23 protein-coding genes are annotated in these 20260 nt (G+C 69.7%); 16 read left to right on the top strand and 7 right to left on the bottom strand.

What is annotated here, in order from left to right:
• Positions 1–50: 50 nt before the first annotated feature.
• The 7 genes from mnmG to AC07RV_RS15020 all read left to right on the top strand — a co-directional run bounded on the left by mnmG (position 51) and on the right by AC07RV_RS15020 (position 6892).
• Positions 51–2003, top strand: a complete 1953-nt coding sequence (gene mnmG, locus AC07RV_RS15050; protein WP_057591811.1) for a tRNA uridine-5-carboxymethylaminomethyl(34) synthesis enzyme MnmG — start codon at positions 51–53, stop codon at positions 2001–2003.
• Entirely contained in the window at positions 2000–2638 is a 639-nt protein-coding gene (gene rsmG / locus AC07RV_RS15045; RefSeq protein ID WP_296788431.1) for a 16S rRNA (guanine(527)-N(7))-methyltransferase RsmG, read from the top strand. Before mnmG ends, rsmG begins: the two co-directional genes overlap by 4 nt.
• A gap of 147 nt (positions 2639–2785) precedes the next feature.
• Positions 2786–3400 carry a LysE family transporter gene (locus AC07RV_RS15040; protein ID WP_208513812.1) on the top strand — a complete coding sequence of 205 codons (615 nt, stop codon included), beginning with the start codon at positions 2786–2788 and terminating at the stop codon, positions 3398–3400.
• Between the two features lie 9 nt (positions 3401–3409).
• Complete coding sequence (locus AC07RV_RS15035) at positions 3410–4327, top strand: ParA family protein (RefSeq protein ID WP_093343656.1); 918 nt, start codon at positions 3410–3412, stop codon at positions 4325–4327.
• Between the two features lie 42 nt (positions 4328–4369).
• Positions 4370–4918 (top strand): RBBP9/YdeN family alpha/beta hydrolase, encoded by a 549-nt coding sequence (locus AC07RV_RS15030; protein ID WP_296788435.1) that lies wholly within the window; start codon positions 4370–4372, stop codon positions 4916–4918.
• On the top strand, positions 4918–5880 hold the full coding sequence (locus tag AC07RV_RS15025) for a ParB/RepB/Spo0J family partition protein (RefSeq protein WP_296788438.1): 963 nt from the start codon (positions 4918–4920) through the stop codon (positions 5878–5880). The genes AC07RV_RS15030 and AC07RV_RS15025 overlap by 1 nt, the downstream gene beginning before the upstream one ends.
• Positions 5881–5986: 106 nt before the next feature.
• A complete protein-coding gene (locus AC07RV_RS15020; RefSeq protein WP_093343661.1) occupies positions 5987–6892 on the top strand; it encodes a CsgG/HfaB family protein in 906 nt (301 codons plus the stop codon).
• A gap of 91 nt (positions 6893–6983) precedes the next feature.
• On the opposite strand, the gene AC07RV_RS15015 is transcribed toward AC07RV_RS15020, so the two are convergent.
• Entirely contained in the window at positions 6984–8408 is a 1425-nt protein-coding gene (locus AC07RV_RS15015; RefSeq protein ID WP_093343662.1) for an FAD-binding oxidoreductase, read from the bottom strand.
• Between the two features lie 212 nt (positions 8409–8620).
• Between AC07RV_RS15015 and AC07RV_RS15010 the strand changes: the two genes are divergently transcribed.
• The 3 genes from AC07RV_RS15010 to AC07RV_RS15000 are packed head-to-tail and all read left to right on the top strand — an operon-like array spanning position 8621 to position 10119.
• The gene (locus AC07RV_RS15010; protein ID WP_296788655.1) at positions 8621–9130 is read left to right on the top strand and encodes a DinB family protein; all 510 of its coding nucleotides are present in this window, start codon (positions 8621–8623) and stop codon (positions 9128–9130) included.
• 13 nt (positions 9131–9143) lie between these two features.
• Positions 9144–9725 carry a cob(I)yrinic acid a,c-diamide adenosyltransferase gene (locus AC07RV_RS15005; protein ID WP_208513809.1) on the top strand — a complete coding sequence of 194 codons (582 nt, stop codon included), beginning with the start codon at positions 9144–9146 and terminating at the stop codon, positions 9723–9725.
• 31 nt (positions 9726–9756) lie between these two features.
• Positions 9757–10119 carry a hypothetical protein gene (locus tag AC07RV_RS15000; protein ID WP_296788444.1) on the top strand — a complete coding sequence of 121 codons (363 nt, stop codon included), beginning with the start codon at positions 9757–9759 and terminating at the stop codon, positions 10117–10119.
• 16 nt (positions 10120–10135) lie between these two features.
• On the opposite strand, the gene AC07RV_RS14995 is transcribed toward AC07RV_RS15000, so the two are convergent.
• From AC07RV_RS14995 to AC07RV_RS14985, 3 genes are all read right to left on the bottom strand, one after another.
• Complete coding sequence (locus tag AC07RV_RS14995) at positions 10136–10774, bottom strand: GDSL-type esterase/lipase family protein (protein WP_093344157.1); 639 nt, start codon at positions 10772–10774, stop codon at positions 10136–10138.
• Between the two features lie 133 nt (positions 10775–10907).
• Complete coding sequence (locus tag AC07RV_RS14990; RefSeq protein ID WP_296788448.1) at positions 10908–11324, bottom strand: VOC family protein; 417 nt, start codon at positions 11322–11324, stop codon at positions 10908–10910.
• A 106-nt stretch (positions 11325–11430) separates the two neighbouring features.
• Positions 11431–11859, bottom strand: coding sequence for a winged helix-turn-helix transcriptional regulator (locus tag AC07RV_RS14985; RefSeq protein WP_296788452.1), 429 nt, complete (start codon positions 11857–11859; stop codon positions 11431–11433).
• Positions 11860–12007: 148 nt separating this feature from the next.
• On the opposite strand from AC07RV_RS14985, the gene AC07RV_RS14980 reads away from it, so the two are divergent.
• Entirely contained in the window at positions 12008–12604 is a 597-nt protein-coding gene (locus AC07RV_RS14980) for a dihydrofolate reductase family protein (RefSeq protein ID WP_093343670.1), read from the top strand.
• A 155-nt stretch (positions 12605–12759) separates the two neighbouring features.
• Entirely contained in the window at positions 12760–13170 is a 411-nt protein-coding gene (locus tag AC07RV_RS14975) for an RcnB family protein (RefSeq protein ID WP_093343671.1), read from the top strand.
• Positions 13171–13261: 91 nt separating this feature from the next.
• Here AC07RV_RS14975 and AC07RV_RS14970 read toward each other — a convergent pair whose 3' ends face one another.
• A complete protein-coding gene (locus AC07RV_RS14970) occupies positions 13262–13525 on the bottom strand; it encodes a hypothetical protein (protein ID WP_093343673.1) in 264 nt (87 codons plus the stop codon).
• A gap of 176 nt (positions 13526–13701) precedes the next feature.
• On the bottom strand, positions 13702–14646 hold the full coding sequence (locus AC07RV_RS14965; protein ID WP_057591795.1) for a CysB family HTH-type transcriptional regulator: 945 nt from the start codon (positions 14644–14646) through the stop codon (positions 13702–13704).
• 176 nt (positions 14647–14822) lie between these two features.
• Here AC07RV_RS14965 and AC07RV_RS14960 point away from each other — a divergent pair, with 176 nt between their 5' ends.
• A complete protein-coding gene (locus AC07RV_RS14960) occupies positions 14823–15425 on the top strand; it encodes a TetR/AcrR family transcriptional regulator (protein WP_093343675.1) in 603 nt (200 codons plus the stop codon).
• Positions 15426–15630: 205 nt separating this feature from the next.
• Entirely contained in the window at positions 15631–16548 is a 918-nt protein-coding gene (locus tag AC07RV_RS14955) for an alpha/beta hydrolase (RefSeq protein WP_296788459.1), read from the top strand.
• A 16-nt stretch (positions 16549–16564) separates the two neighbouring features.
• Here the strand turns inward: AC07RV_RS14955 and AC07RV_RS14950 are convergent, their stop codons facing one another.
• Positions 16565–17533, bottom strand: a complete 969-nt coding sequence (locus tag AC07RV_RS14950; RefSeq protein ID WP_296788462.1) for a fatty acid desaturase — start codon at positions 17531–17533, stop codon at positions 16565–16567.
• Positions 17534–17669: 136 nt separating this feature from the next.
• On the opposite strand from AC07RV_RS14950, the gene AC07RV_RS14945 reads away from it, so the two are divergent.
• Entirely contained in the window at positions 17670–18650 is a 981-nt protein-coding gene (locus AC07RV_RS14945; protein WP_093343679.1) for a Bug family tripartite tricarboxylate transporter substrate binding protein, read from the top strand.
• A 2-nt stretch (positions 18651–18652) separates the two neighbouring features.
• Entirely contained in the window at positions 18653–20260 is a 1608-nt protein-coding gene (locus AC07RV_RS14940; RefSeq protein WP_296788466.1) for a rhodanese-like domain-containing protein, read from the top strand.

The following is a 20260-nucleotide window of genomic DNA, read 5'->3' as shown; positions in this document are numbered from 1 at the left end:
AAAATCATGGCCCTCCTTTGCGCCGCGCACGCGTCAGTGCGCCCCTTCTCATGCTTTATCCCGAAGAATTCGACGTGATCGTCGTCGGTGGCGGCCATGCCGGCACCGAAGCCGCGCTCGCTGCCGCCCGCATGGGCGCGAAGACGCTGCTGCTGTCCCACAACATCGAGACGCTGGGCCAGATGAGCTGCAACCCCTCGATCGGCGGCATCGGCAAGGGCCACCTGGTGAAGGAGGTCGACGCGCTCGGTGGCGCGATGGCGATCGCCACCGACGAGGCCGGCATCCAGTTCCGCATCCTCAACTCGAGCAAGGGTCCGGCCGTGCGCGCCACGCGTGCCCAGGCCGACCGCGTGCTCTACAAGGCGGCGATCCGCCGCCGCCTCGAGAACCAGCCGAACCTGAGCCTGTTCCAGCAGGCGGTCGACGACCTGATGGTCGAGGGCGATCGTGTGGTGGGCGCGGTCACGCAGGTCGGCATCGCCTTCCGCGCGCGCACCGTGGTGCTGACCGCGGGCACCTTCCTCGACGGCCGCATCCATGTCGGCCTCGACAACTACCAGGCCGGCCGCGCGGGCGACCCGCCGGCCGTGAGCCTGTCGGCGCGCCTCAAGGAACTCAAGCTGCCGCAGGGCCGGCTCAAGACCGGCACGCCGCCGCGGCTCGACGGCCGCAGCATCGACTTCTCGAAGTGCACCGAGCAGCCCGGTGACGGCATGCCCGGCGGGGCTGGGCCGATGCCGGTGTTCAGCTTCCTCGGCAAGGTCGAGATGCATCCGCAACAGATGCCGTGCTGGATCACGCACACCAACGCGCGCACGCACGAGATCATCCGCTCGGGCTTCGACCGCAGCCCGATGTTCACCGGCAAGATCGACGGCGTCGGTCCGCGCTACTGCCCGAGCGTCGAGGACAAGATCAATCGCTTCGCCGACAAGGACAGCCACCAGATCTTCCTCGAGCCCGAGGGCCTGACCACCAACGAGTACTACCCGAACGGCATCTCGACCAGTCTGCCTTTCGACATCCAGTACCAGCTGGTGCGCTCGATGCCCGGACTGGAGAACGCCCACATCCTGCGTCCCGGCTACGCCATCGAGTACGACTACTTCGATCCGCGCGAGCTCAAGAGCAGCTTCGAATCCCGCGCGATCCAGGGGCTGTTCTTCGCTGGACAGATCAACGGCACGACCGGCTACGAAGAAGCGGCGGCCCAGGGCCTGTTCGCCGGCATCAATGCCGCGCTGCAATGCCGTGGCGAAGACGCCTGGCTGCCGCGCCGCGACGAGGCCTACCTCGGCGTGCTCGTCGACGACCTGATCACCAAGGGCGTGACCGAGCCGTACCGCATGTTCACGAGCCGTGCCGAGTTCCGGCTGCAGCTGCGCGAGGACAACGCCGACATGCGCCTGACCGAAGCAGGGCGCAAGCTGGGCCTGGTCGACGACGTGCGCTGGGATGCTTTCAGCCGCAAGCGCGACGCTGTTTCACGTGAAACAGAGCGGCTCAAGTCGATCTGGGTGAACCCGCGCAACCTGCCGGCGACCGAGTCGGTGCGGGTGCTCGGCAAGGCGATCGAGCACGAGTACAACCTCGCTGACCTGCTGCGCCGGCCCGATGTGAACTACCAGACCCTGATGTCGCTGGACGGCGGCAAGTACGGCGCCGAGGCTCCACTCAGCGAGACCGAGATCGAGCAGATCGAGATATCGGCCAAGTATTCGGGCTACATCGAGCGCCAGAACGACGAAGTGGAGCGCGCCGCCCACTTCGAGAGCCTCAAGATGCCGGCCGATTTCGACTACGGCCAGGTCAAGGCCCTGAGTTTCGAGGTGCGCCAGAAGCTCGCGAAGCACAAGCCCGAGACCTTGGGCCTGGCTTCGCGCATCTCGGGCGTGACGCCGGCGGCCATCTCGCTGCTGCTGATCCACCTGCGCAAGGGCGGCCACAAGGCCTTTTCCGCGACCAAGGAAGCAGCCACCGAGCCGCAGTCCGCCGAATGACGGCGACGATCGAACGGCTGCGCGCGGGCGCGGAGACGCTGGGCGTGCCCTTGTCCGAGCGGCAGGCCGAGCAGCTCACGGCCTATGGCGCGCTGATGCTCAAGTGGAACAAGGTCTACAACCTCACGGCGCTGCGCGATCCCGACAGCGTGCTGACCCACCACCTGCTCGACAGCCTCGCCGTGATTCCGCCGCTGCAGCGCGAGTGGGCAGGGCAGGGCAAGCTGCTCGACGTGGGATCGGGGGCAGGATTGCCGGGCGTGGTCATCGCGATACTGCGGCCCGATCTCGACGTGACCTGCCTCGATGCGGTCGCGAAGAAGATGGCTTTCGTGCAGCAGGTGGCCGGCGAGCTGGTGCTGCCGAACCTGCGCGGTCTGCACGCCCGGGTCGAAAAGCTCGAAGGCCGCTTCGACCTGATCAGCTCGCGCGCTTTCGCGTCGCTGCCCGATTTCTTCTCGGGCTCCTTGCACCTGCTGGCCGAGGGCGGCAAGTGGCTCGCGATGAAGGGCAAGAATCCGGCCGATGAGCTCGCCGGGCTGCCCGCTGAAGTCGCGGTGTTTCACGTGGAACAACTGACGGTGCCCGGCCTCGACGCCGAGCGTTGCATCGTCTGGGCACGAAAACAGGCCTGATCCGTGCCCGGCAAGACTGCGCTGCTCGTCGTCTTGCCAAAAGAAACGCGCGGGCCGCGCAAAACCGGCCGTTCGGCCAATCGCCGCGCCACCTGCCTCGCTTAGACTCGACGGCTCCCCTTTCCCTCTTTCCACGAGGCAATTCCCATGTTCGGCATCGCTGACTACGGCGCGTTCGTCGTCGCCATCATCCTGTTCCTCCTGATTCCCGGCCCGGGCAACCTGGCGCTGATCACGTCGACCAGCAAAGGCGGAATTCGCGGCGGCCTGGCGGCGACCCTGGGCGTGATTGCCGGCGACCAGGTGCTGATGTGGGCCGCGGTGGCGGGCGTGTCGGCCGTGCTGGCCACCTATCCGACCGCCTTCAAGGCGGTGCAGTGGCTCGGCGCCGGCTACCTGGCCTGGCTGGGCTTCAAGATGCTGCGCGCCAAGCCCGGGGCCGCACCCATCCTCAACATCCGCCCGCGCCACTTCATGCGGCAGGCGCTGATGATCACCTTGCTGAACCCCAAGGCGATCGTGTTCTACATGGCCTTCTTCCCGCTGTTCGTCGACCCGGCCCGCCACCAGGGCGTGGTCACCTTCGGCGCGATGGCGGTCACGATCGCGGCGCTGACCTTCCTCTACGGCCTGACCTCCACCTTGCTGACCCACTTCCTGGCCGAGCGCATCCGCGCCAATCCGCGGATCTCGGGCGTGCTCGAGAAGCTGGCCGGTGTCTTCCTGATCGCCTTCGGCGTCAAGCTCGCCGCCTCGAACTGATCCTCCTCCATGGCCAAGATTTTCTGCATCGCCAACCAGAAGGGCGGCGTCGGCAAGACCACCACCACCGTCAACCTCGCCGCCGGCCTGGCCAAGGTGGGCCAGCGCGTGCTGATGATCGACCTCGACCCGCAGGGCAATGCCACCATGGGTTCGGGCATCGACAAGCGCCAGCTCGAGACCACGGTGTACGACGTGCTGCTCGAGTCGGCCTCGGTGGCCGAGGCGCGGGTCAAGGCCGACAAGCTGGCGGAGGGCGGCTACGCCTACGACGTGCTGGGTGCCAACCGCGAGCTGGCCGGTGCCGAGGTCGAAATGGTCGCACTCGACCGCCGCGAGAAACGCCTGCGCACCGCGCTGGCCGCGGTCGGTGCCGAGTACGACTTCGTGCTGATCGACTGCCCGCCGAGCCTGAGCCTGCTGACGCTCAACGGCCTGTGCGCGGCGCATGGCGTGATCGTGCCGATGCAGTGCGAGTACTTCGCGCTCGAGGGCCTGACCGACCTGGTCAACACCATCAAGCAGGTGCACGCCAACCTCAACAAGAACCTGCAGATCATCGGCCTGCTGCGCGTGATGTTCGATCCGCGCATCACGCTGCAGCAGCAGGTCAGCGAGCAGCTCAAGGCGCACTTCGGCGACAAGGTGTTCGACACCGTGATCCCGCGCAATGTGCGGCTGGCCGAGGCGCCGAGCTACGGACTGCCGGGCGTGGTCTTCGATCCGGCGGCGCGCGGCAGCCAGGCCTTCATCGCCTTCGCCGAAGAGTTGATCGCGAAGATGCCGCCCGCGAGCGCCTTCGCTTCGGGCGCGGTGGCGCCCAGCACGCCGCCGGCGCCGGGCCGCACCTCGCCCGACCTGCCGATTCCCGAGGACGTACTGGCGCCGGTGGGCGAACCCAAGTCCAGCAGCGAAAACAACGTCTGACCCTTATCCAGTCTCTATAGTTAGCTATAAAAATAATAGCAAATGAGTGTTGAACCCCGCGTCCTCCTGCTGCCTGGCTGGCAGAACAGCGGCCCCGGCCACTGGCAGACCCTCTGGGAAGAAAAGCACCACGACCACCGCGTGGAACAGCATGAATGGATGCGGCCGCTGCGCGGCGACTGGTCGGCGCGGCTCGAGGAGGAAGTGCTGGCTTCGCCCGGCGACGTGGTCCTCGCCGCCCACAGCCTGGGCTGCATCCTGGTGGCGGCCTGGGCCGCCCATTCGCGCAACACCGCGCGGGTACGCGGTGCGCTGCTGGTCGCGCCCGGCGACCTCGAGCGCGAGGACGTGCGCCAGATGATCCCGGGCTGGGCGCCGATCGTGCGCCAGCCGCTGCCTTTTCCCGCCGTGCTGATCGCGGCCAACGACGACCCGTATTGCGAGGCCGCTCGCTCGCGCCAGATGGCGAGCGACTGGGGCGCGCGCTTCGTTGACGCGGGCGCGCGCGGCCACCTGAATGCCGAATCCGGCCTGGGCGACTGGCCCGAGGGCCGGCAACTCCTGAACGACGTGTCGAAAGAAAAGAACTGATGGCGACCAAGAAACCCAAGGGCCTGGGCCGCGGCCTCGAAGCGCTGCTCGGCCCGACGGCCGCCCCTTCCAGCGACAACGCCGGCGACGGCGGCTCCGGCGAGAACGGCGCGCCGCAGAACCCCAACAGCCTGCGGCTCGACCAGATGGTGGCCGGCGTCTACCAGCCGCGCACCCGCATGGACGAGGGCGCGCTCTACGAGCTGGCCGAGAGCATCAAGGCGCAGGGGATCATGCAGCCGATCCTGGTGCGCCGGCTCGACGAGGCCTCGGCCGCCGCCAAGAACGCCGAGTTCGAAATCATCGCGGGCGAACGCCGCTTCCGTGCCGCCAGGCTGGCTGGCCTCGAGAGCGTGCCGGTGCTGGTGCGCGACGTGCCCAACGAGGCCGCCGCGGCGATGTCGCTGATCGAGAACATCCAGCGCGAGGACCTGAACCCGCTCGAAGAGGCCCAGGGCCTGCAGCGCCTGGTCAGTGAGTTCGGCCTCACGCACGAGGCCGCCGCCCAGGCCGTGGGCCGCTCGCGCAGCGCCGCCAGCAACCTGCTGCGCCTGCTCAACCTGGCCGAGCCCGCGCAGGCGATGCTGATGGCCGGCGACATCGACATGGGCCATGCGCGCGCGCTGCTGTCGCTGGACCGCGGCACCCAGATCACGGCGGCGAACCAGATCGCCGCGAAGAAGATGTCGGTGCGCGAGGCCGAGGCGCTGGTGAAGAAGCTCGCGGCCGAATTCAGCCTCACGGCCACGCCGCGGCGCAGCGGCCAGACCGGCGAGAAATCGCGCGACCTCGAGCGGGTCGAGGAAGAACTGGCCGACCTGTTGACCGCCGAGGTCGAGGTGCGGATCAAGAAGCGCAGCAAGCGCGGCGGCAAGATCGAGGAGAGCGGCGAGCTCGCGATCCACTTCGGCTCGATCGATGCGCTCAACGGGCTGATCGAGCGGATCCGCCGAACGGCCTAAGCCGCTTCGCGGCATCCTCCGACGTCCGCTTGATTGTTCCAGTCATCCATTGCGCGTATCCTCGCCGCAGCTTTTTTCCACCCGATCTCGCCAGAGGGAGCTCTCCATGAAGTTCATCACCACCCGTTTCCCGTTCGCGGCCGTGGCCGTGGGCGCGTTGCTGCTCACGGGCTGCGCCACCACCGACATGCAGATGGGCAGCCAGTCGGCCAAGACCATGGCCACCGGCAGCGCCGCCGGCGGCGCCACCTCGGGCGAGAGCAGCCAGCTCGAGCGCTGCGAATCGCCGCTGGGCACTGTCTCGCTGATCGAGAACGTCAACGCGGGCTGGTACACCATCCTCACGGGCGAATACCGCCTGCCGCCTACTGCAAACCTGTTGCGTTTGCTGGTGCAGCAGTCGAACTGCTTCGTGGTGGTCGAGCGCGGCGCGGCCGGCATGAACGCGATGACGCGCGAACGCGCGCTGCAGCAGTCGGGCGAGATGCGCGGCGGCAGCAACTTCGGCCGCGGCCAGATGGTCGCGTCGGACTACGGCCTGTCGCCCGAGATCGTGTTCAGCAACAGCGATGCGGGCGGCCTCGGCGGTTCGCTCGGCGGCCTGGTCGGCGGTAACCGCGGCCGCGCGCTGGCCGCGATCGGCGGCAGCATGCAGACCAAGGAAGCCTCGGCGCTGCTGACCCTGATCGACAACCGCTCGGGCGTGCAGGTCGCGGCCTCCGAAGGCAGCGCCTCCAAGACCGACTTCGGTGCCTTCGGCTCCATCGTCGGCCGCAGTGCCGGCGGCGGCCTCGGCGGCTACACCAACACCGCGCAGGGCAAGGTGATCGCGGCGGCCTTCATGGACGCCTTCAACCAGATGGTCCGCTCGCTGCGCAACTACAAGGCGCAGACGGTGCGCGGCCAGGGCCTCGGTGGCGGTGGCCGCCTCGGCGTGGATGGCGGCGCGGCACCGTCGCAGACCTACGTGCCGGCCGAGCAGCCGCAGCAGCCGGCGCGTCGTCGCAAGTAGTCGAGCGCGGGGCCTGCGGGCCCGCCCAGCAAAAAGCCCGGGGCTTCTCGCGAAGCCGCCGGGTTTTTTTTCAGACGCGCGGGACGCGCGCTCAGAGCTGGAAGATCTTGCCCGGGTTCATGATGTTCTTCGGATCGAGCGCGCGCTTGATCGTGCGCATCATGTCGATAGCGCCGGCACCGGCCTCGGTCACCAGGAAGTCCATCTTGTGCAGGCCCACGCCGTGCTCGCCGGTGCAGGTGCCCTCGAGCGCGAGCGCGCGGCTCACCAGCGCGTGGTTGAGCGCCTCGGCCTTCACGCGCTCCTCGGGCACGTTGGGATCGAGCAGGTAGCCGAAGTGGAAGTTGCCGTCGCCCACGTGGCCGACGAGGAAGTAGGGGATGCCGCTGGCATCGGCCTCGGCCACCGAGTCGAGCAGGCAGTCGGCCAGGCGCGAGATCGGCACGCAGGTGTCGGTCGAGATCACGCGGCAGCCCGGGCGCGACTGCACCGCGGCGAAGTAGCTGTTGTGCCGCGCGGTCCACAGGCGCGTGCGTTCTTCCGGCGTGCTGGCCCATTCGAAGGCATTGCCGCCGTGGCCGCTCGCGAGTTCCTGCACCGTCTCGGCCTGCTCCTTCACGCCCGCGGGCGAGCCGTGGAACTCCATCAGCAGCATCGGTTCCTCGCGCAGGTTCAGCTTGGCGTAGGCATTCACCATGCGCACCGTGTTCACGTCGATCAGCTCCACGCGCGCGATCGGCACGCCGAGCTGGATGGTCTCGATGGTGGTGCGCACGGCCGCCTCGATGCTCGGGAACGAGCAGATCGCGGCCGACACCGCCTCGGGCAGCGGATAGATGCGCAGCGTGATCTCGGTGACCACGCCCAGCGTGCCTTCGCTGCCCACCATCAGGCGCGTGAGGTCGTAGCCGGCCGAGGACTTCTTCGCGCGCGTGCCGGTGCGGATCGTGTCGCCGGCGGCCGTCACCACCTCGAGCGCCAGCACGTTCTCGCGCATCGTGCCGTAGCGCACCGCGTTCGTGCCGCTGGCGCGCGTGGCCGTCATGCCGCCGATGGAGGCGTCGGCGCCCGGGTCGATCGGGAAGAACAGGCCGGTGCTCTTGATCTCCTCGTTGAGCTGCTTGCGCGTGACGCCCGGCTGCACCGTGACCGTGAGGTCGTCGGCATTGACCGACAGCACGCGGTTCATGCGCGACACGTCGATGCTGATGCCGCCCTGCACCGCGAGCAGGTGGCCTTCGAGCGAGGAGCCCACGCCGAAGGGGATGACGGGCACGCTGTATTCGCTCGCGAGCTTCACGGCATCGGCCACGTCCTGCGTGCTCTCGGCGAACACCACGGCCGAGGGCGGCGGCGCATCGAACGAGGATTCGTCGCGACCGTGCTGCGTGCGCACCGCGAGCGCCGTGGAGCAGCGTTCGCCGAAGCGGGCCTTGAGCGCATCGATCAGCACTGCCGGCACCTCGCGCAGATGAAGCTCCGGCAGCAGATGCGAGGTCGAGGTCGGGGCGTTCATCGGAGGTCTCCTGGCTGTGGAAGAGGGGGAAAAGAGGGGCGGGGGCGAACGGACCATTCTACGAAGCGGGGCGCGAATCGGCATCGGGCCGATCCCCGTACGGCAGTCGGCCGAGGGGGTTAAGCGGCTGAGCCTCGAACGCCGATGCCGCAAAATCCTCCTCCCGCTTTTCTCCGCGGCCCGCGATGCACGGGCCGCGTGCCGCGATGACCATCGATCCCACGACCCTGCAGGCACTGGCCGCCTTTCCGGCCCAGCTCGAAGCCCACTACGCCGCGATCCCTGCGGCTTCGCGCGACTTCGCGCCGGCCTCGTGGGAGGGCGTGCCGAGCGAGCCCTTCACGCCGCTGCAGCAGGTCTGCCATGTGCGCGACATCGAGGTCGAGGGCTACCACCTGCGCTTTCGCCGCACGCTCGACGAAGAGCGCCCGGTGCTGGCCTCGATCGACAGCGAGGCCGTGAATGCGCAGCGCCCCTATGGCGCGGCCGATGCCGAGCGCGCGCTGGTCGAGTTCCGCGCCGCGCGCGCCCACACGCTGGCGCTGCTGGGCACACTCGATGCCGCGCAGTTCGCGCGCACCGCGGTGTTCGAAGGCTACGGTCCGCTCACGCTGCGCAGCCTGGTGCACTATCTGTGCAGCCACGACCAGCAGCACCTCGCGGGCCTGCAATGGCTGCGCGGCAAGATCGAGGCGCAGACCGCCTCCACCCCCTCGGCATAGGAACGAACACACCATGGGCAACCGACTCTCGCAGATCGCCACGCGCACCGGCGACGACGGCACCACCGGCCTCGGCGACAACACGCGCGTGCCCAAGGACCACCTGCGCGTGCACGCCATGGGCGACGTCGACGAGCTCAACTCGCACATCGGCCTGCTGCTGTGCGAGCCGCTGCCCGAGGCGGTGCGCGAGCTGCTGGTGGACGTGCAGCACCAGCTGTTCAACCTCGGCGGCGAGCTCTCGATGCCCGGCTATGCGCTGCTCAAGCCCGAGGCCCTGCTGCAGCTCGACAACGCGCTGGCCGACCACAACGCCACGCTGCCGCGGCTGGCCGAATTCATCCTGCCGGCCGGCACCCGCGGCGCGGCGCAGGCCCATGTGTGCCGCACCATCGCGCGCCGCGCGGAACGGGCCGTGGTCGCGCTCGGCGCCACGGCCACGCTCAACGACACGCTGCGCCAGTACCTCAACCGCCTGAGCGACCTGCTGTTCGTGCTCGCGCGCGTGCTCAACCGCGTCGATGGCGGCGACGACGTCTACTGGAAGAGCGAGCGCATGGCGCGCGCCGCGGCCGCGGGCGACGAGCCCGCGTGACGATGAACCCGACGTTTCGAGGAGATCCCCGATGACCCTTCGTCCTCACTTCCGCTTTGCGGCCGCCGCGTCGCTCGCCGCGCTGATGCTGCTGCCGGCCGCCGCCGTGCAGGCACAGAGCGCCGACAACCCGCCGCGCGCGCAGCGCGCCCATACGCTCAAGCCGCCGCCGCGCGACAGCAAGGTGATCGGCGGCGTGCAGCGCGGCACCAACGCCGCGGGCCGCGGCATCGATCGCGCCGACGATGCCACGCGCCGCGGTGTCGACAACGTGTCGCAGCGCGCGAGCCGCCCGGTGCGCAACGTGGGCGAGGCCTTCGGCCGCAAGCTCGCGCCGGGCTCCAGCGGCCGCACCGCGCCGCCGCCGGTCGGACCGCAGGGCAACGCGCCCTGAGGCGCATCGGGGCGGTTCAGCGCCAGCCGGCCTTCTGCAATTGCTCGGCGATCTGCTGCGCGATCTTCTCGTAGCCCTGCGCATTCGCGTGGATGCGGTCGGAGCGCAGCGCGGGATCGGACAGCACGCCCGCATACACCGCCGGGATCAGCAGCGCCTGCTCGGCGGTCGCGACCTCTTCGTAGAGCGGCGCGTCGCTGAGCGCGCCGATGGTCGCGCGCAGCAGTTCGGGCGCGGGCGTGGCGATCAGTGCCACGCGCGGCGTGTGCGTGCGCGCCTGGCGCACGATCGCCGCGATGTTGTCGCGCGTGGTCTGCAGCGGCACGCCCCGCAGCATGTCGTTGCCGCCGATGCCCACCAGCACCGCGTCGTAGCTGTCGGCCGCGAGCAGCGCGTCGAGCCGCTTCAGGGCGCCCGCCGAGGTGTCGCCGTTGATGCCTTCGTTGACCACCTGCCAGCCCGTGAGCGTCGCGAGTCTCGCGGGCCAGTCCTCACCGGGCGGGGCACCATAGCCGAAGGTCAGGCTGTCGCCCAGCGCGAGCAGCTTGGCATCGGACTTCAGCGCCGGCTCCGAGGCCTTGCGCCGGCCGCAGGCGGCGAGCGTGGAGGCGGCGATGCCGCCGGCGAGGAGCTGCAGCAGGTGGCGTCGGTTCATGCGTGCGTGGAGGAGGAGGGGAAGAGGGGCCGTCGAGGCGGGCGCCAGCTTAGCGGCCGTTTCCGTCGATGGGCGAAAGACCGTACAGGGCTTGCGCCCGCGGCATGCGGCATGCGGCGTTCGCCGCGCCCGCTCAATCGTTCGTCTCGTCGTCCGTGCCAACCGCGCGCTCGCGCAGCTGGAACACATTGCCCTCGGTGTCGTGCCCGTCGCAGTAGCGATGGCCGCCGAACGCCCATTCGGCCTCGGCCGGCTTCAATGCGCCGCCGTGCTCGGCGGCCGCGCGCCGCGCATCGCGCAGGCTCTCGACCGGAAAGACGAACTTCAGCGCCGTGTTCTCGCGCCGCACCGGCGGCTGCGACACATGGACCCGGGCCGCGATGTCGCCATGCATCGCGACCACGAACAGCTGCAGCGCGGGCGATTCGAGGGTGCTGAATCCGCCTTCGGCATGGGCGAGCGACAGGCCGGCGACGCGCGTGTAGAACGTGCTCAGGCGCGTCACGTCCTTGGCGTAGACGACGGCTGCCGCGACGGTGTGTTCGGTCATCGGACCCCTCGGTGTGTGGTTGCTGCGTTCGGGTTTGGCAGGGTGCCGGGCGGCATTCTGCCAGCGCTCCCGCGCGAGTCTGGTGACCGGACGTGACGCGTGTCTTTCAGGCCGCGCGGCCCTCGGCATGCGCGCGCCGCAGCTCCGCCTGCAGCTTCTTCCAGAGCGCGGGCCCGCCCTTGTCGAGCGCGGCGGCATCGGCGGCGCTGTCCTTCGTGGCCGCCGTGTGCTTGCGGCCCCAGATGCCGATCTGCGCCACCACCGGCAGCAGGTCGATGCCCATGGGCGTGAGGCTGTAGAGCGCCTTCTGCCTGTGCGTGGGATCGTCGCTCTTGCGCAGCACGCCCTGCTCGACGAGCTTGCCGAGCCGCTCGGTGAGGATGTTGGTCGAGATGCCTTCGTCGGACTGCAGGAACTCGCGGAAATGGCGCTTGCCCGCGAACATCATGTCGCGCACGATCAGCAGGCTCCAGCGGTCGCCGAAGACTTCCAGCGCGAGGTTGATCGGGCAGAGGGATTTTTCCTGGGATGCCATGGCGCGCGCTCCTACGCTTTTCTTTCGGAACCGCTTGCATTCTTGCATCGGTCGGAAGACACTGCAACCGCCCGCCGGAAACCGATTGCAATTCGCAAGCAGAAAGCAGGGCGCTTCGATCCCTTCCAGACCCACCAGGAGAACGCGCATGAGAAAGCTGATCCTTCAGATGCAGATGTCCGTCGACGGCTACGTGTCGGCGGCCCACGCCCACCTCGACTGGCAGCTCTGGGGCTGGGGCGATCCCTGGCCCTGGGACGAGCGCCTCAAGCAGGACTTCAACACCGTGTTCGACAGCGTGGGCACCATCCTCCTGAGCCGCAAGATCGCGGAGGAGGGCTACCTCGACCACTGGGGACGCGCCGCGCAGCGCTTTCCGGCCGATCGCCACTACGCCTTCGCCCAGAAGATCGTCAATGCCGACAAGGTGGTGCTCTCGAACAAGCTCGAGGCCTCGCGCTGGGAGCGCACCGCGGTGGTCCATGGCGATTTGGCCGAGGCGGTCGAGACGCTCAAGCGCCAGGAGGGCGGCGACATCCTCTCGATCGGCGGCGTGGGCTTCGCGTCGGCGCTGGTCGAGGCCGGCGTGGTCGACGAGTTCCAGTTCTTCGTCAATCCGGCCGCGGTGGGCGGCGGGCTGTCGGTGTTCAACGACCGCAGCAAGGGCCACCGGCTCGCGCTGCTGCGCTCCGACGCCTACGAATGCGGCATCGTCGTCAACCGCTACGTGCCCGGCCTGCCCTGAAACGGCACCATGGCGCCGCGCGGCTGTAGGAGTGCAGGAGGCGCGGATACCGCCGCTTACCTTGTTTCACTTCGCGCCTACCTGAGCGCCGGCTGACCGACACACAGGCCGCCCACAATGGACTCGTCATCACAACACGCACGAAGGAGTTCCAGATGTTCATCAACAAGACGAAGAGCATGGCCGTGGCCGCCGCGGCACTCGCCATGTGCATGGCAGCGGGCAGCGCCTTCGCGCAGGGCCGCGGCCATGACGGTCATCGCGGCGGCCCTCCGGGCCATGACCGCATGGAGCGCCGCGGCCCGCCGCCCGGCCACTGGGGCAACCAGGACTTCCGCGACGGACGCCAGTTCGATCGCCGCGGCTTCCCGCAGCCGCATGCCGAATGGCGCCGCGGCGGCCGTGTGCCGAGCGAGTACCGCACGCGCAACTACGTGGTCAACGACTACCGCGCCTACCGCCTGCAGCCGCCGCCGCGCGGCTACCAGTGGATGGGCGTGGGCGGTGACTTCGTGCTGGCCGCGATCGCCACGGGCGTGATCTCGCAGATCATCGCTGGCCAATAACGACAAGTGCCCACTGCCGCAGGGCTCCGAGAGGAGCCCGCACGAAAGCCGCCGCAGGCTTCACGCCGCGGCGGCTTTCTCTTGGGGGGTCTCAGACGAGTGCCGTGGGCGCGAGCTGCGCGCAGACGTTGCGGCCCGTGATCGTGAGCCGCAGCCCGCCGCCATGCCATTCGAGCCAGTTGAGGTTCACGTAGGCATCGATGTCGCTGTCGTCGATGCGGTCGGCATGGCGTTGCTGCAGCAGTTCCACCGTGGCGGGCAGCCCTCGTCGCAGGCGTTCGCGCCGTTCGCTGGCTTCGGCGGCCTTGAGGGCCTTGGCCTTCGCTGTGGGGTGCTGCTGCGAAATCGATGCCATTGCTGATCCGTTCCGGAAAGCTGGGATGAATGCGAATGTACGCTCCTTGTGTGAAGCAACTGGCAGCTTTTTCATGCTTTCGTATGGAAGTCTCGCCGCTTCGGTCGACATCGTGACCAAAGCCCCGCATCCGCCGTGCGAAGTCCACGCGCCAAGCCCTTGTCGGGCCACGCTTTTCAGATTTCGTAGTGCGAAGCCCTGGTTTCGTCGGTCAGTGCCTTTTCCACCACAGCGCGCGTGAGGGTCGGCGCGAAGGACTCGATGAAGGCGTAGACGTACTTGCGCAGGTAGTTGCCGCGCCGCACCGCGAGCTTGGTGAGGTTGATGCCGAAGTGGCGCCCCGCGTCGATCGCGCGCAGCTGCGTGTCGCGCTCGGCCTCGTAGGCCACGCCGGCCACGATGCCCACGCCCATGCCGAGCTGCACGTAGGTCTTGATCACGTCGGCATCCATCGCGGCCAGCACGATGTTGGGCGTGAGCCCGCGCTGCGCGAAGGCCTCGTCGATGCGCGAGCGGCCCGTGAAGCCGGTGTCGTAGGTGATCAGCGGATAGCGCGTGAGCGCATCGAGCGTGAGCGGCGCGTCGAGCAGCGGATGGCCCGGCGGCACGATCACCGAATGGGTCCAGCGGTAGCAGGGCAGGGCCACCAGCTGCGGGTAGTCGCCCAGAGCCTCGGTGGCGATGCCCACGTCGGCCTCGCCGTCGATCAGCATCTGCGCGATCTGCTTGGGCGAGCCCTGGTGCAGGTGCAGCTTCACGTTGGGAAACTGGGCGCGGAATTCCTGCACCGCCACCGGCATCGCATAGCGCGCCTGCGAGTGCGTGGCCGTCACCGACAGCAGGCCGCTCTGCTGCGCGACGAACTCCTGCCCGGCATGCCGCAGGTTGCTGCTCTCGAGCAGCATGCGCTCGATGATCGGCAGCACGTGGCCGCCGGGCTCGGTGAGGCCGGTGAGCCGCTTGCCGGCCCGCACGAAGAGCTCGATGCCGAGCTCCTCCTCGAGTTCGCGGATCTGCCGGCTCACGCCAGGCTGCGAGGTGTGGAGGGTATGGGCGACCTCGGTCAGGTTGAAGCCGCAACGAACGGCCTCGCGTACCGAGCGCAGTTGTTGGAAGTTCATCTGGCGCGGAAGGGTCATGTCCCGGAGCGGGACGGACCGGGAATTCTCTGCACAACGGCTTATGCGGGGAACGATGCGTTTGTTGGTTTCACATGAGCAAATCATCTTTGGGCCCTCTGGCAAGGCGGCCTTTGCGTTGGGTTGCAATTTCGCACGACTGTGCTAAAGTGCGCCGCATGGACGCCAAGACCCAGAAAAGCGAGTTGACCCGCACCGCCATCGTCGGCGCGGCGATGGATCTCGCGCTGGCCGAGGGCCTGGAGGCGATCACGCTGCAGGCGATCGCGAGCCGGCTGGCCCTGTCCAAGAGCGGCGTGTTCTCGCGCGTGGGATCGCGCGAGGCGCTGCAGAAGGCCGTCATCGAGGAATACGGTCGCCGCTTCCTGGCCGACGTGTTCGTGCCCGCGATGCAGAAGCCCAAGGGCCTGGCGCGGCTGACCGACATCGTCGAGCGCTGGATCGCGCGCACCCGCGACGTCGAGAGCGAGACCGGCTGCCTCTACATGGCGGGTGCCTTCGAGTACGACGACCGCGAGGGCGAGCTGCGCGAGCTGCTGCTCGCCGAGATCACCCGCTGGCGCGCCGCGCTGCGCCGCACCGTGCTGCAGGCGGTGGACAGCGGCGAGCTCAAGGCCGGCACCGATGCCGCGCTGCTGGTCAGCGAGCTCAACGGCCTCGTGATGACCCTGCTGCACGACGCGCGCTTCCTGCGCGATCCGCTGGCCGGCGAGCATGCCGCGCGCAGCTGGCGGCGCATTCTTTCCGATTACCGCGCCTGAAGCAGGTCCCCGGCGCACGCCTTTCGTCTTTGCTTATCTGAATTTCGCACAACCGTGCGATAAAAAAGGAGAAACACCATGCTGATCATTGCCCTCTGCCTGGCCGTCTACGCGCTGGCCCTCAGCGTCGAAACCCTGCGCGAAGCCCTGCGTGCGCTGCCCGGCAGCAACCAGGACTGGGTCTGGTACTGAAGGAGCGCACGGCATGACGAGCAGCGCCACGCCTTCGGCCTCCACCCACGCCGCGCGTTCCGGCTACTACGGCGCCAGCCTCCGGCTGCGCGCCGTGCGCTGGACGCTCGGCGCCATCGAGCGCCTCTGGCCCGCGCTCGGCGTGCGCGCGGCCAGCCGCGTGTTCCGCACGCCGCTGCCACCCAAGTGGCTCTACCGCGGCCAGGGGCCGGGCGCCGAGTGGCGGCGCGAGACCTGGGCCTTCGAGCAGGGCAGCCTCGGCCTCTACCACCTCGCCTCGCAGGCCTCGGCCGTCGACGAGACGCCCGTGGTGCTGCTGATGCACGGCTGGGGCGGCCATGCGGGCCAGATGCTGCCGCTGGCCAAGGCCATCGCCGCGGCGGGGCTGCGGCCGGTGCTGCTCGAGCTGCCGGCACATGGCCGCAGCGCGGGCTGGGCCAGCAACCTGCCGCAGTTCGCGCGCGCGCTCGAGTACGTCGCGGCGCGGCTCGCGGCCGAGGGCCATGCGCTGCGCGCGGCCATCGCGCACTCGATGGGCGGCAACGCGCTGGCCTACGCGGCGGCGCGCGGACTGTCGGCCGACCGGCTGGTGCTGCTGGCACCGCCCGCCTCGCCGCGCGAATACACGCGCTACTTCGCCCACGTGTTCGGCCTGCGCGAACGCACGCGCGCCGCGATGCAGCGGCGCATCGAATCGCGCGAGGGCATCCTGATGCCCCAGTTCGAGCCGCCCGCCGTCGGCCCGCGCATCGCACGGCCGACCCTGATCGTGCACGACCGTGACGACCGCGTGAACCGCTTCGCCGACAGCGAGGCCTACCGCGATGCGATCCCGGGCGCGCGGCTCGTCGCCACGCAGGGGCTGGGGCACCGCCGCATCCTCAAGGAGGCCGAGGTGATCGAGCGCGTGCTGGGCTTCGTCGCTGGATAAGGCTGACAGGCCCTGGCTACCAGGCCGGATGCACCGGCACGAACACCGGCCGGAACAGGTGCCGCCGCACGATCTGCCCATAGCCGCGGTAGTAGAAGTGGCCGTTGGCCGCCAGCACCGCCGCGCGGTGGCGCCGGAAGTACACCGGGATCTCGTACCAGGGCATGGTCGGCGCGCGGTGGTGCACGTGGTGCAGGTTGTTGAAGAGGTAGAGCAGGCCGAACACCGCGTTCGATTCGACGATCGCCACGCGCTCGTGCGGCGTGTCGGCCCAGCGGTGCTCGGTGAAGGTGCGCAGCGAGCCCAGCATCATCCCCGGGTAGACGAAGCACAGCAGGTACTCGCCCAGGCTCATGCCGGCCACGCCGATGACGAAGTACAGCACCGGCGCCACGCTCAGCGCATGCCAGCCCCAGGTCGGCAAGCGCGAGAAGTCGCCGGCCGCGACCCGGCCGGTCTCGAAGCGCACCAGCTTCCACAGCCGCAGGAAGGGCCCCAGCACGACGCGGAAGGCCACCGTCTGGTTCGCCAGGTAGATCCAGCGCCAGAAGCGCCCGTAGCCGGCCCAGGCCGGTGCCGAGTGGTAGGCGCTCTCGGTGTCGCGCTCGGGATGCGTGAGATGGAAGTTGACGTGGTGCGCGCTGTGGCCGCGGTTGTAGAACGGGTACGGCAGCCACAGGTTGAGCGGCGGCCACACCACGGCCCAGCGCAGCCACTGCGGCAGCTGGCGCATCGCGTGGATGCTCTCGTGCTGCAGCGAGAAGTGCAACTGCGCGAGGTAGCCGCCGGCGAGGAACAGCGCCCAGCCCGGCAGCGCCGCATGCCACCAGACCAGCGCGGCCCAGGCCAGGTAGAGCGCGCCCGCGAGCAGCAGGGTGGGCACCTCGTAGTGCCACCACCAGTGGCGGCGGCCGCGCGCGGGGGCCACCGCAACGGCGGGCGTGGGTTGCAGCGGCTGGGTGGAGGTGCGGGCGGCGGTGTTCATGAGGAGGCGGTCCGGCCTGCGATGCTAGGAAGCCTCGGCCGCGCCGCATGCGCCCATTCCGCATAAGCAAGGGTGCGAAACTTCGTTCGCGCCGCCGCCCCCGCGCCCTAGGCTCGCTGGCTTTTTGCGTCGTCCCATGAACACCCTCCCCTCGCGCGGCCTCGCCGCCTTGCTGCTCGCCCTGTCGACCGTGCTGCCGGCCCGGGCCGCCGCGCCCGACGACTATCCGCAGCGCACCGTGCGCGTGGTCGTGCCCTACCCCGCGGGCGGCATCGCCGACAAGATCGGCCGCGAGGTCGCCGAGCAGCTGCAGCAGCGCCTGAAGCAGCCCGTGGTGGTCGAGAACCGCAGCGGCGCGGCCGGCAACATCGGCTTCGACTACGTGGCGCGCCAGCCGGCCGACGGCTACACGCTGCTGCTCGCGCCGGCCTCCAACCTCACGGTGCAGCCCGCGCTGTTCAAACAGCTGAGCTACGACCTCGCGCGCGACTTCACGCCGGTGTCGCTGCTGGTGCAGACGCCGCAGCTGCTGCTGGTCAATCCCAAGGTGCCGGTCAACAGCCCGCGCGAGCTCATCGACTATTCGAAGAAGAACCCCGGCAAGGTCAACTACGGCATCAGCGTGGGCGCCTATTCGCACCTCGCGGGCGAGCTGCTCAAGTCCCAGACCGGCGCCGACTTCACGCCCATCCCCTACCAGGGCAGCGCGCCCGCCATCAACGACCTGCTCGCGGGCCAGACCCAGTTCATCTTCAACGAGGTCGTGACCGCGATCCCCTTCGTCAAGGCCGGCACGCTCAAGCCGCTGGCCGTGGCCTACCGCAGCCGCGCGCCCTGGCTGCCCGAGGTGCCCACCGCCGCCGAGGCCGGCCTCGGCGACTTCGAGGTCACCTCGTGGTACGGCGTGGTGGTGCGCAGCGGCACGCCCGCGCCGCTGGTGCAGCGCCTCTCGCGCGAGCTGCGCGAGATCGTGCAGTCGGCCGACTTCCGCAAGCGCTACGACGACATCGGCGCCTTCACGGTCGGCAGCTCGCCCGAGGAGTTCGCCCGCTTCATCCAGACCGAGACCGTCAAGTGGACCGCGGTGGTGAAGCAGGCCGGCATCCAGCCGAACTGAGCATGAGCGCGCACCACCGCCCCACCCTCGACGCCGCGGCGCTGCATGCGCTGCTGCTGGCCGCCGACGGGCCCGAGCTCGCGCTGCTCGACGTGCGCGAGACCCGCCACTACGTCGCGCGGCATCCGAACCTCGCGCGCAATGCGCCGCTGAGCGGCCTCGAGCCGCAGGTCGCCACGCTGGTGCCGCGCCGTTCCACGGCGATCGTGCTCTACGACGACCGCGCCGCGCCCGATGGCCCCGCGCACGAGGCCGCGGCCGTGCTCGAGCGGCTGGGCTACATCGATGTGCGCCTGCTGGCCGGCGGCATCGAGGCCTGGTCCGCGCAAGGGTTGCCGGTCATCGACGGCTACGGCACGTTGGTCAAGGCTTTCGGCGACCGCGCGCGGCTGCATTTCGGCACGCCCTCGGTCGGTGTCGAGGCGTTGCGCGAGCGGCTGCGCGATGGGCGGCCCACCACGCTGGTCGATGCGCGGCCGCGCGCCGAATTCGAATTCCTCTCGCTGCCGGGCGCGCGCAATCACCCCGGCACCGAGCTCGCATTGCGGCGCTTCGATGCGCCCGCCGCTGCCGACCACCTCTGGGCCATCAACTGCTTCAGCCGCACGCGCGGCATCGTCGGCGCCACCACCCTGCGGCTGCTGGGCCGCGCGCGCGACGCGGTGTTCGTCGAGGACGGCGTGATGGACTGGGGCCTGCACGGCGGCCCCGTGGTGCAGAACGCCGCGCCGGCCGACCTGCTGCCGGCCGAGTCGCTCGAGCGGCTGCGCGAACTGGCCGACGGCCTGATCGCGCGCCACCGCCTGCCGTTGGCCGATGCTGCGCAGCTCGCGCGCTGGCAGGCCGACCCGCGGCGCAGCCTCTACCTGTTCGACGTGCGCCCGCAACCCGACCCGGCCTTCGCGGGCACGGCCGTGCAGCAGGTGCCCGGCGGCCAGCTGCTGATGCATTTCGAGAACCTCGTGGGCACGCGCGGCGCGCGCATCGTGCTGTTCGACGACCCGGAGCACCGGCTGCGCGCCGCCATCACGAGCTTCTGGCTCACGCAACTCGGCCAGGCCGAGGTGCATGTGTTCGACGGCCCGCTGCCCTCCCAGGGCCTGCCGCCGGCCCCTTCCACCGCGATCGCCGATGCCCTGCCCGCCATCGATGCCGAGGCGCTCGACGGCGCCACGGTGGTCGACGTCGGTCCGAGCCTGGACTACGAGCGCGGCCACCTGCCGGGCGCGCTCTACCTGCTGCCGGCCTCGCTGGCGCCGCTCTCTCCATGGATCGTGCCGGGCCGCACGCTGGTCTTCACCTCGCCCGACGGCATCGCGGCGAGCCGCGTGGCGCGCGATGCGCAACGCCGCTGGCCCGGGGCCGGCGCGCGCTTCGGCTGGCTCGCAGGCGGAACCCAGGCCTGGAAGGCCTCGGGGCGGCCGCTGTCGACCACGCTCGCGGCGGCGCGCCTGCTGACCCCGTTCGACGACGACTGGGGCTCGGTGATGCGCGTGTTCGGGCCGCGGCGCGACCCGGCCTGGGCCGACTACCTCGAATGGGAGCGCGCCCTGTCGGCGCGCGTGGTCGCGGACCCGACGGTCCGCTTCCGCTTCTTCGCGCCGGACTGA

The sequence above is a fragment of the Variovorax sp. GW821-FHT09B01 genome, from assembly GCF_059418345.1.
Note: the sequence above shows the minus strand (reverse complement) of the source record. Positions and strands in the feature narration are given on the sequence as shown.

Coding starts and splice junctions, on each gene's coding strand:
- AC07RV_RS14975 (WP_093343671.1), top strand. CDS start 12,760: ATGTTCATCAACAAGACGAAGAGCATGGCCGTGGCCGCCGCGGCACTC.
- AC07RV_RS15015 (WP_093343662.1), bottom strand. CDS start 8,408: ATGAACGCCCCGACCTCGACCTCGCATCTGCTGCCGGAGCTTCATCTG.
- AC07RV_RS14955 (WP_296788459.1), top strand. CDS start 15,631: ATGACGAGCAGCGCCACGCCTTCGGCCTCCACCCACGCCGCGCGTTCC.
- AC07RV_RS15025 (WP_296788438.1), top strand. CDS start 4,918: ATGGCGACCAAGAAACCCAAGGGCCTGGGCCGCGGCCTCGAAGCGCTG.
- AC07RV_RS14990 (WP_296788448.1), bottom strand. CDS start 11,324: ATGACCGAACACACCGTCGCGGCAGCCGTCGTCTACGCCAAGGACGTG.
- AC07RV_RS14965 (WP_057591795.1), bottom strand. CDS start 14,646: ATGAACTTCCAACAACTGCGCTCGGTACGCGAGGCCGTTCGTTGCGGC.
- mnmG (WP_057591811.1), top strand. CDS start 51: ATGCTTTATCCCGAAGAATTCGACGTGATCGTCGTCGGTGGCGGCCAT.
- AC07RV_RS14950 (WP_296788462.1), bottom strand. CDS start 17,533: ATGAACACCGCCGCCCGCACCTCCACCCAGCCGCTGCAACCCACGCCC.
- AC07RV_RS15040 (WP_208513812.1), top strand. CDS start 2,786: ATGTTCGGCATCGCTGACTACGGCGCGTTCGTCGTCGCCATCATCCTG.
- AC07RV_RS15000 (WP_296788444.1), top strand. CDS start 9,757: ATGACCCTTCGTCCTCACTTCCGCTTTGCGGCCGCCGCGTCGCTCGCC.
- AC07RV_RS14970 (WP_093343673.1), bottom strand. CDS start 13,525: ATGGCATCGATTTCGCAGCAGCACCCCACAGCGAAGGCCAAGGCCCTC.
- rsmG (WP_296788431.1), top strand. CDS start 2,000: ATGACGGCGACGATCGAACGGCTGCGCGCGGGCGCGGAGACGCTGGGC.
- AC07RV_RS15005 (WP_208513809.1), top strand. CDS start 9,144: ATGGGCAACCGACTCTCGCAGATCGCCACGCGCACCGGCGACGACGGC.
- AC07RV_RS14945 (WP_093343679.1), top strand. CDS start 17,670: ATGAACACCCTCCCCTCGCGCGGCCTCGCCGCCTTGCTGCTCGCCCTG.
- AC07RV_RS14980 (WP_093343670.1), top strand. CDS start 12,008: ATGAGAAAGCTGATCCTTCAGATGCAGATGTCCGTCGACGGCTACGTG.
- AC07RV_RS15020 (WP_093343661.1), top strand. CDS start 5,987: ATGAAGTTCATCACCACCCGTTTCCCGTTCGCGGCCGTGGCCGTGGGC.
- AC07RV_RS15035 (WP_093343656.1), top strand. CDS start 3,410: ATGGCCAAGATTTTCTGCATCGCCAACCAGAAGGGCGGCGTCGGCAAG.
- AC07RV_RS14960 (WP_093343675.1), top strand. CDS start 14,823: ATGGACGCCAAGACCCAGAAAAGCGAGTTGACCCGCACCGCCATCGTC.
- AC07RV_RS14995 (WP_093344157.1), bottom strand. CDS start 10,774: ATGAACCGACGCCACCTGCTGCAGCTCCTCGCCGGCGGCATCGCCGCC.
- AC07RV_RS14940 (WP_296788466.1), top strand. CDS start 18,653: ATGAGCGCGCACCACCGCCCCACCCTCGACGCCGCGGCGCTGCATGCG.
- AC07RV_RS14985 (WP_296788452.1), bottom strand. CDS start 11,859: ATGGCATCCCAGGAAAAATCCCTCTGCCCGATCAACCTCGCGCTGGAA.
- AC07RV_RS15030 (WP_296788435.1), top strand. CDS start 4,370: ATGAGTGTTGAACCCCGCGTCCTCCTGCTGCCTGGCTGGCAGAACAGC.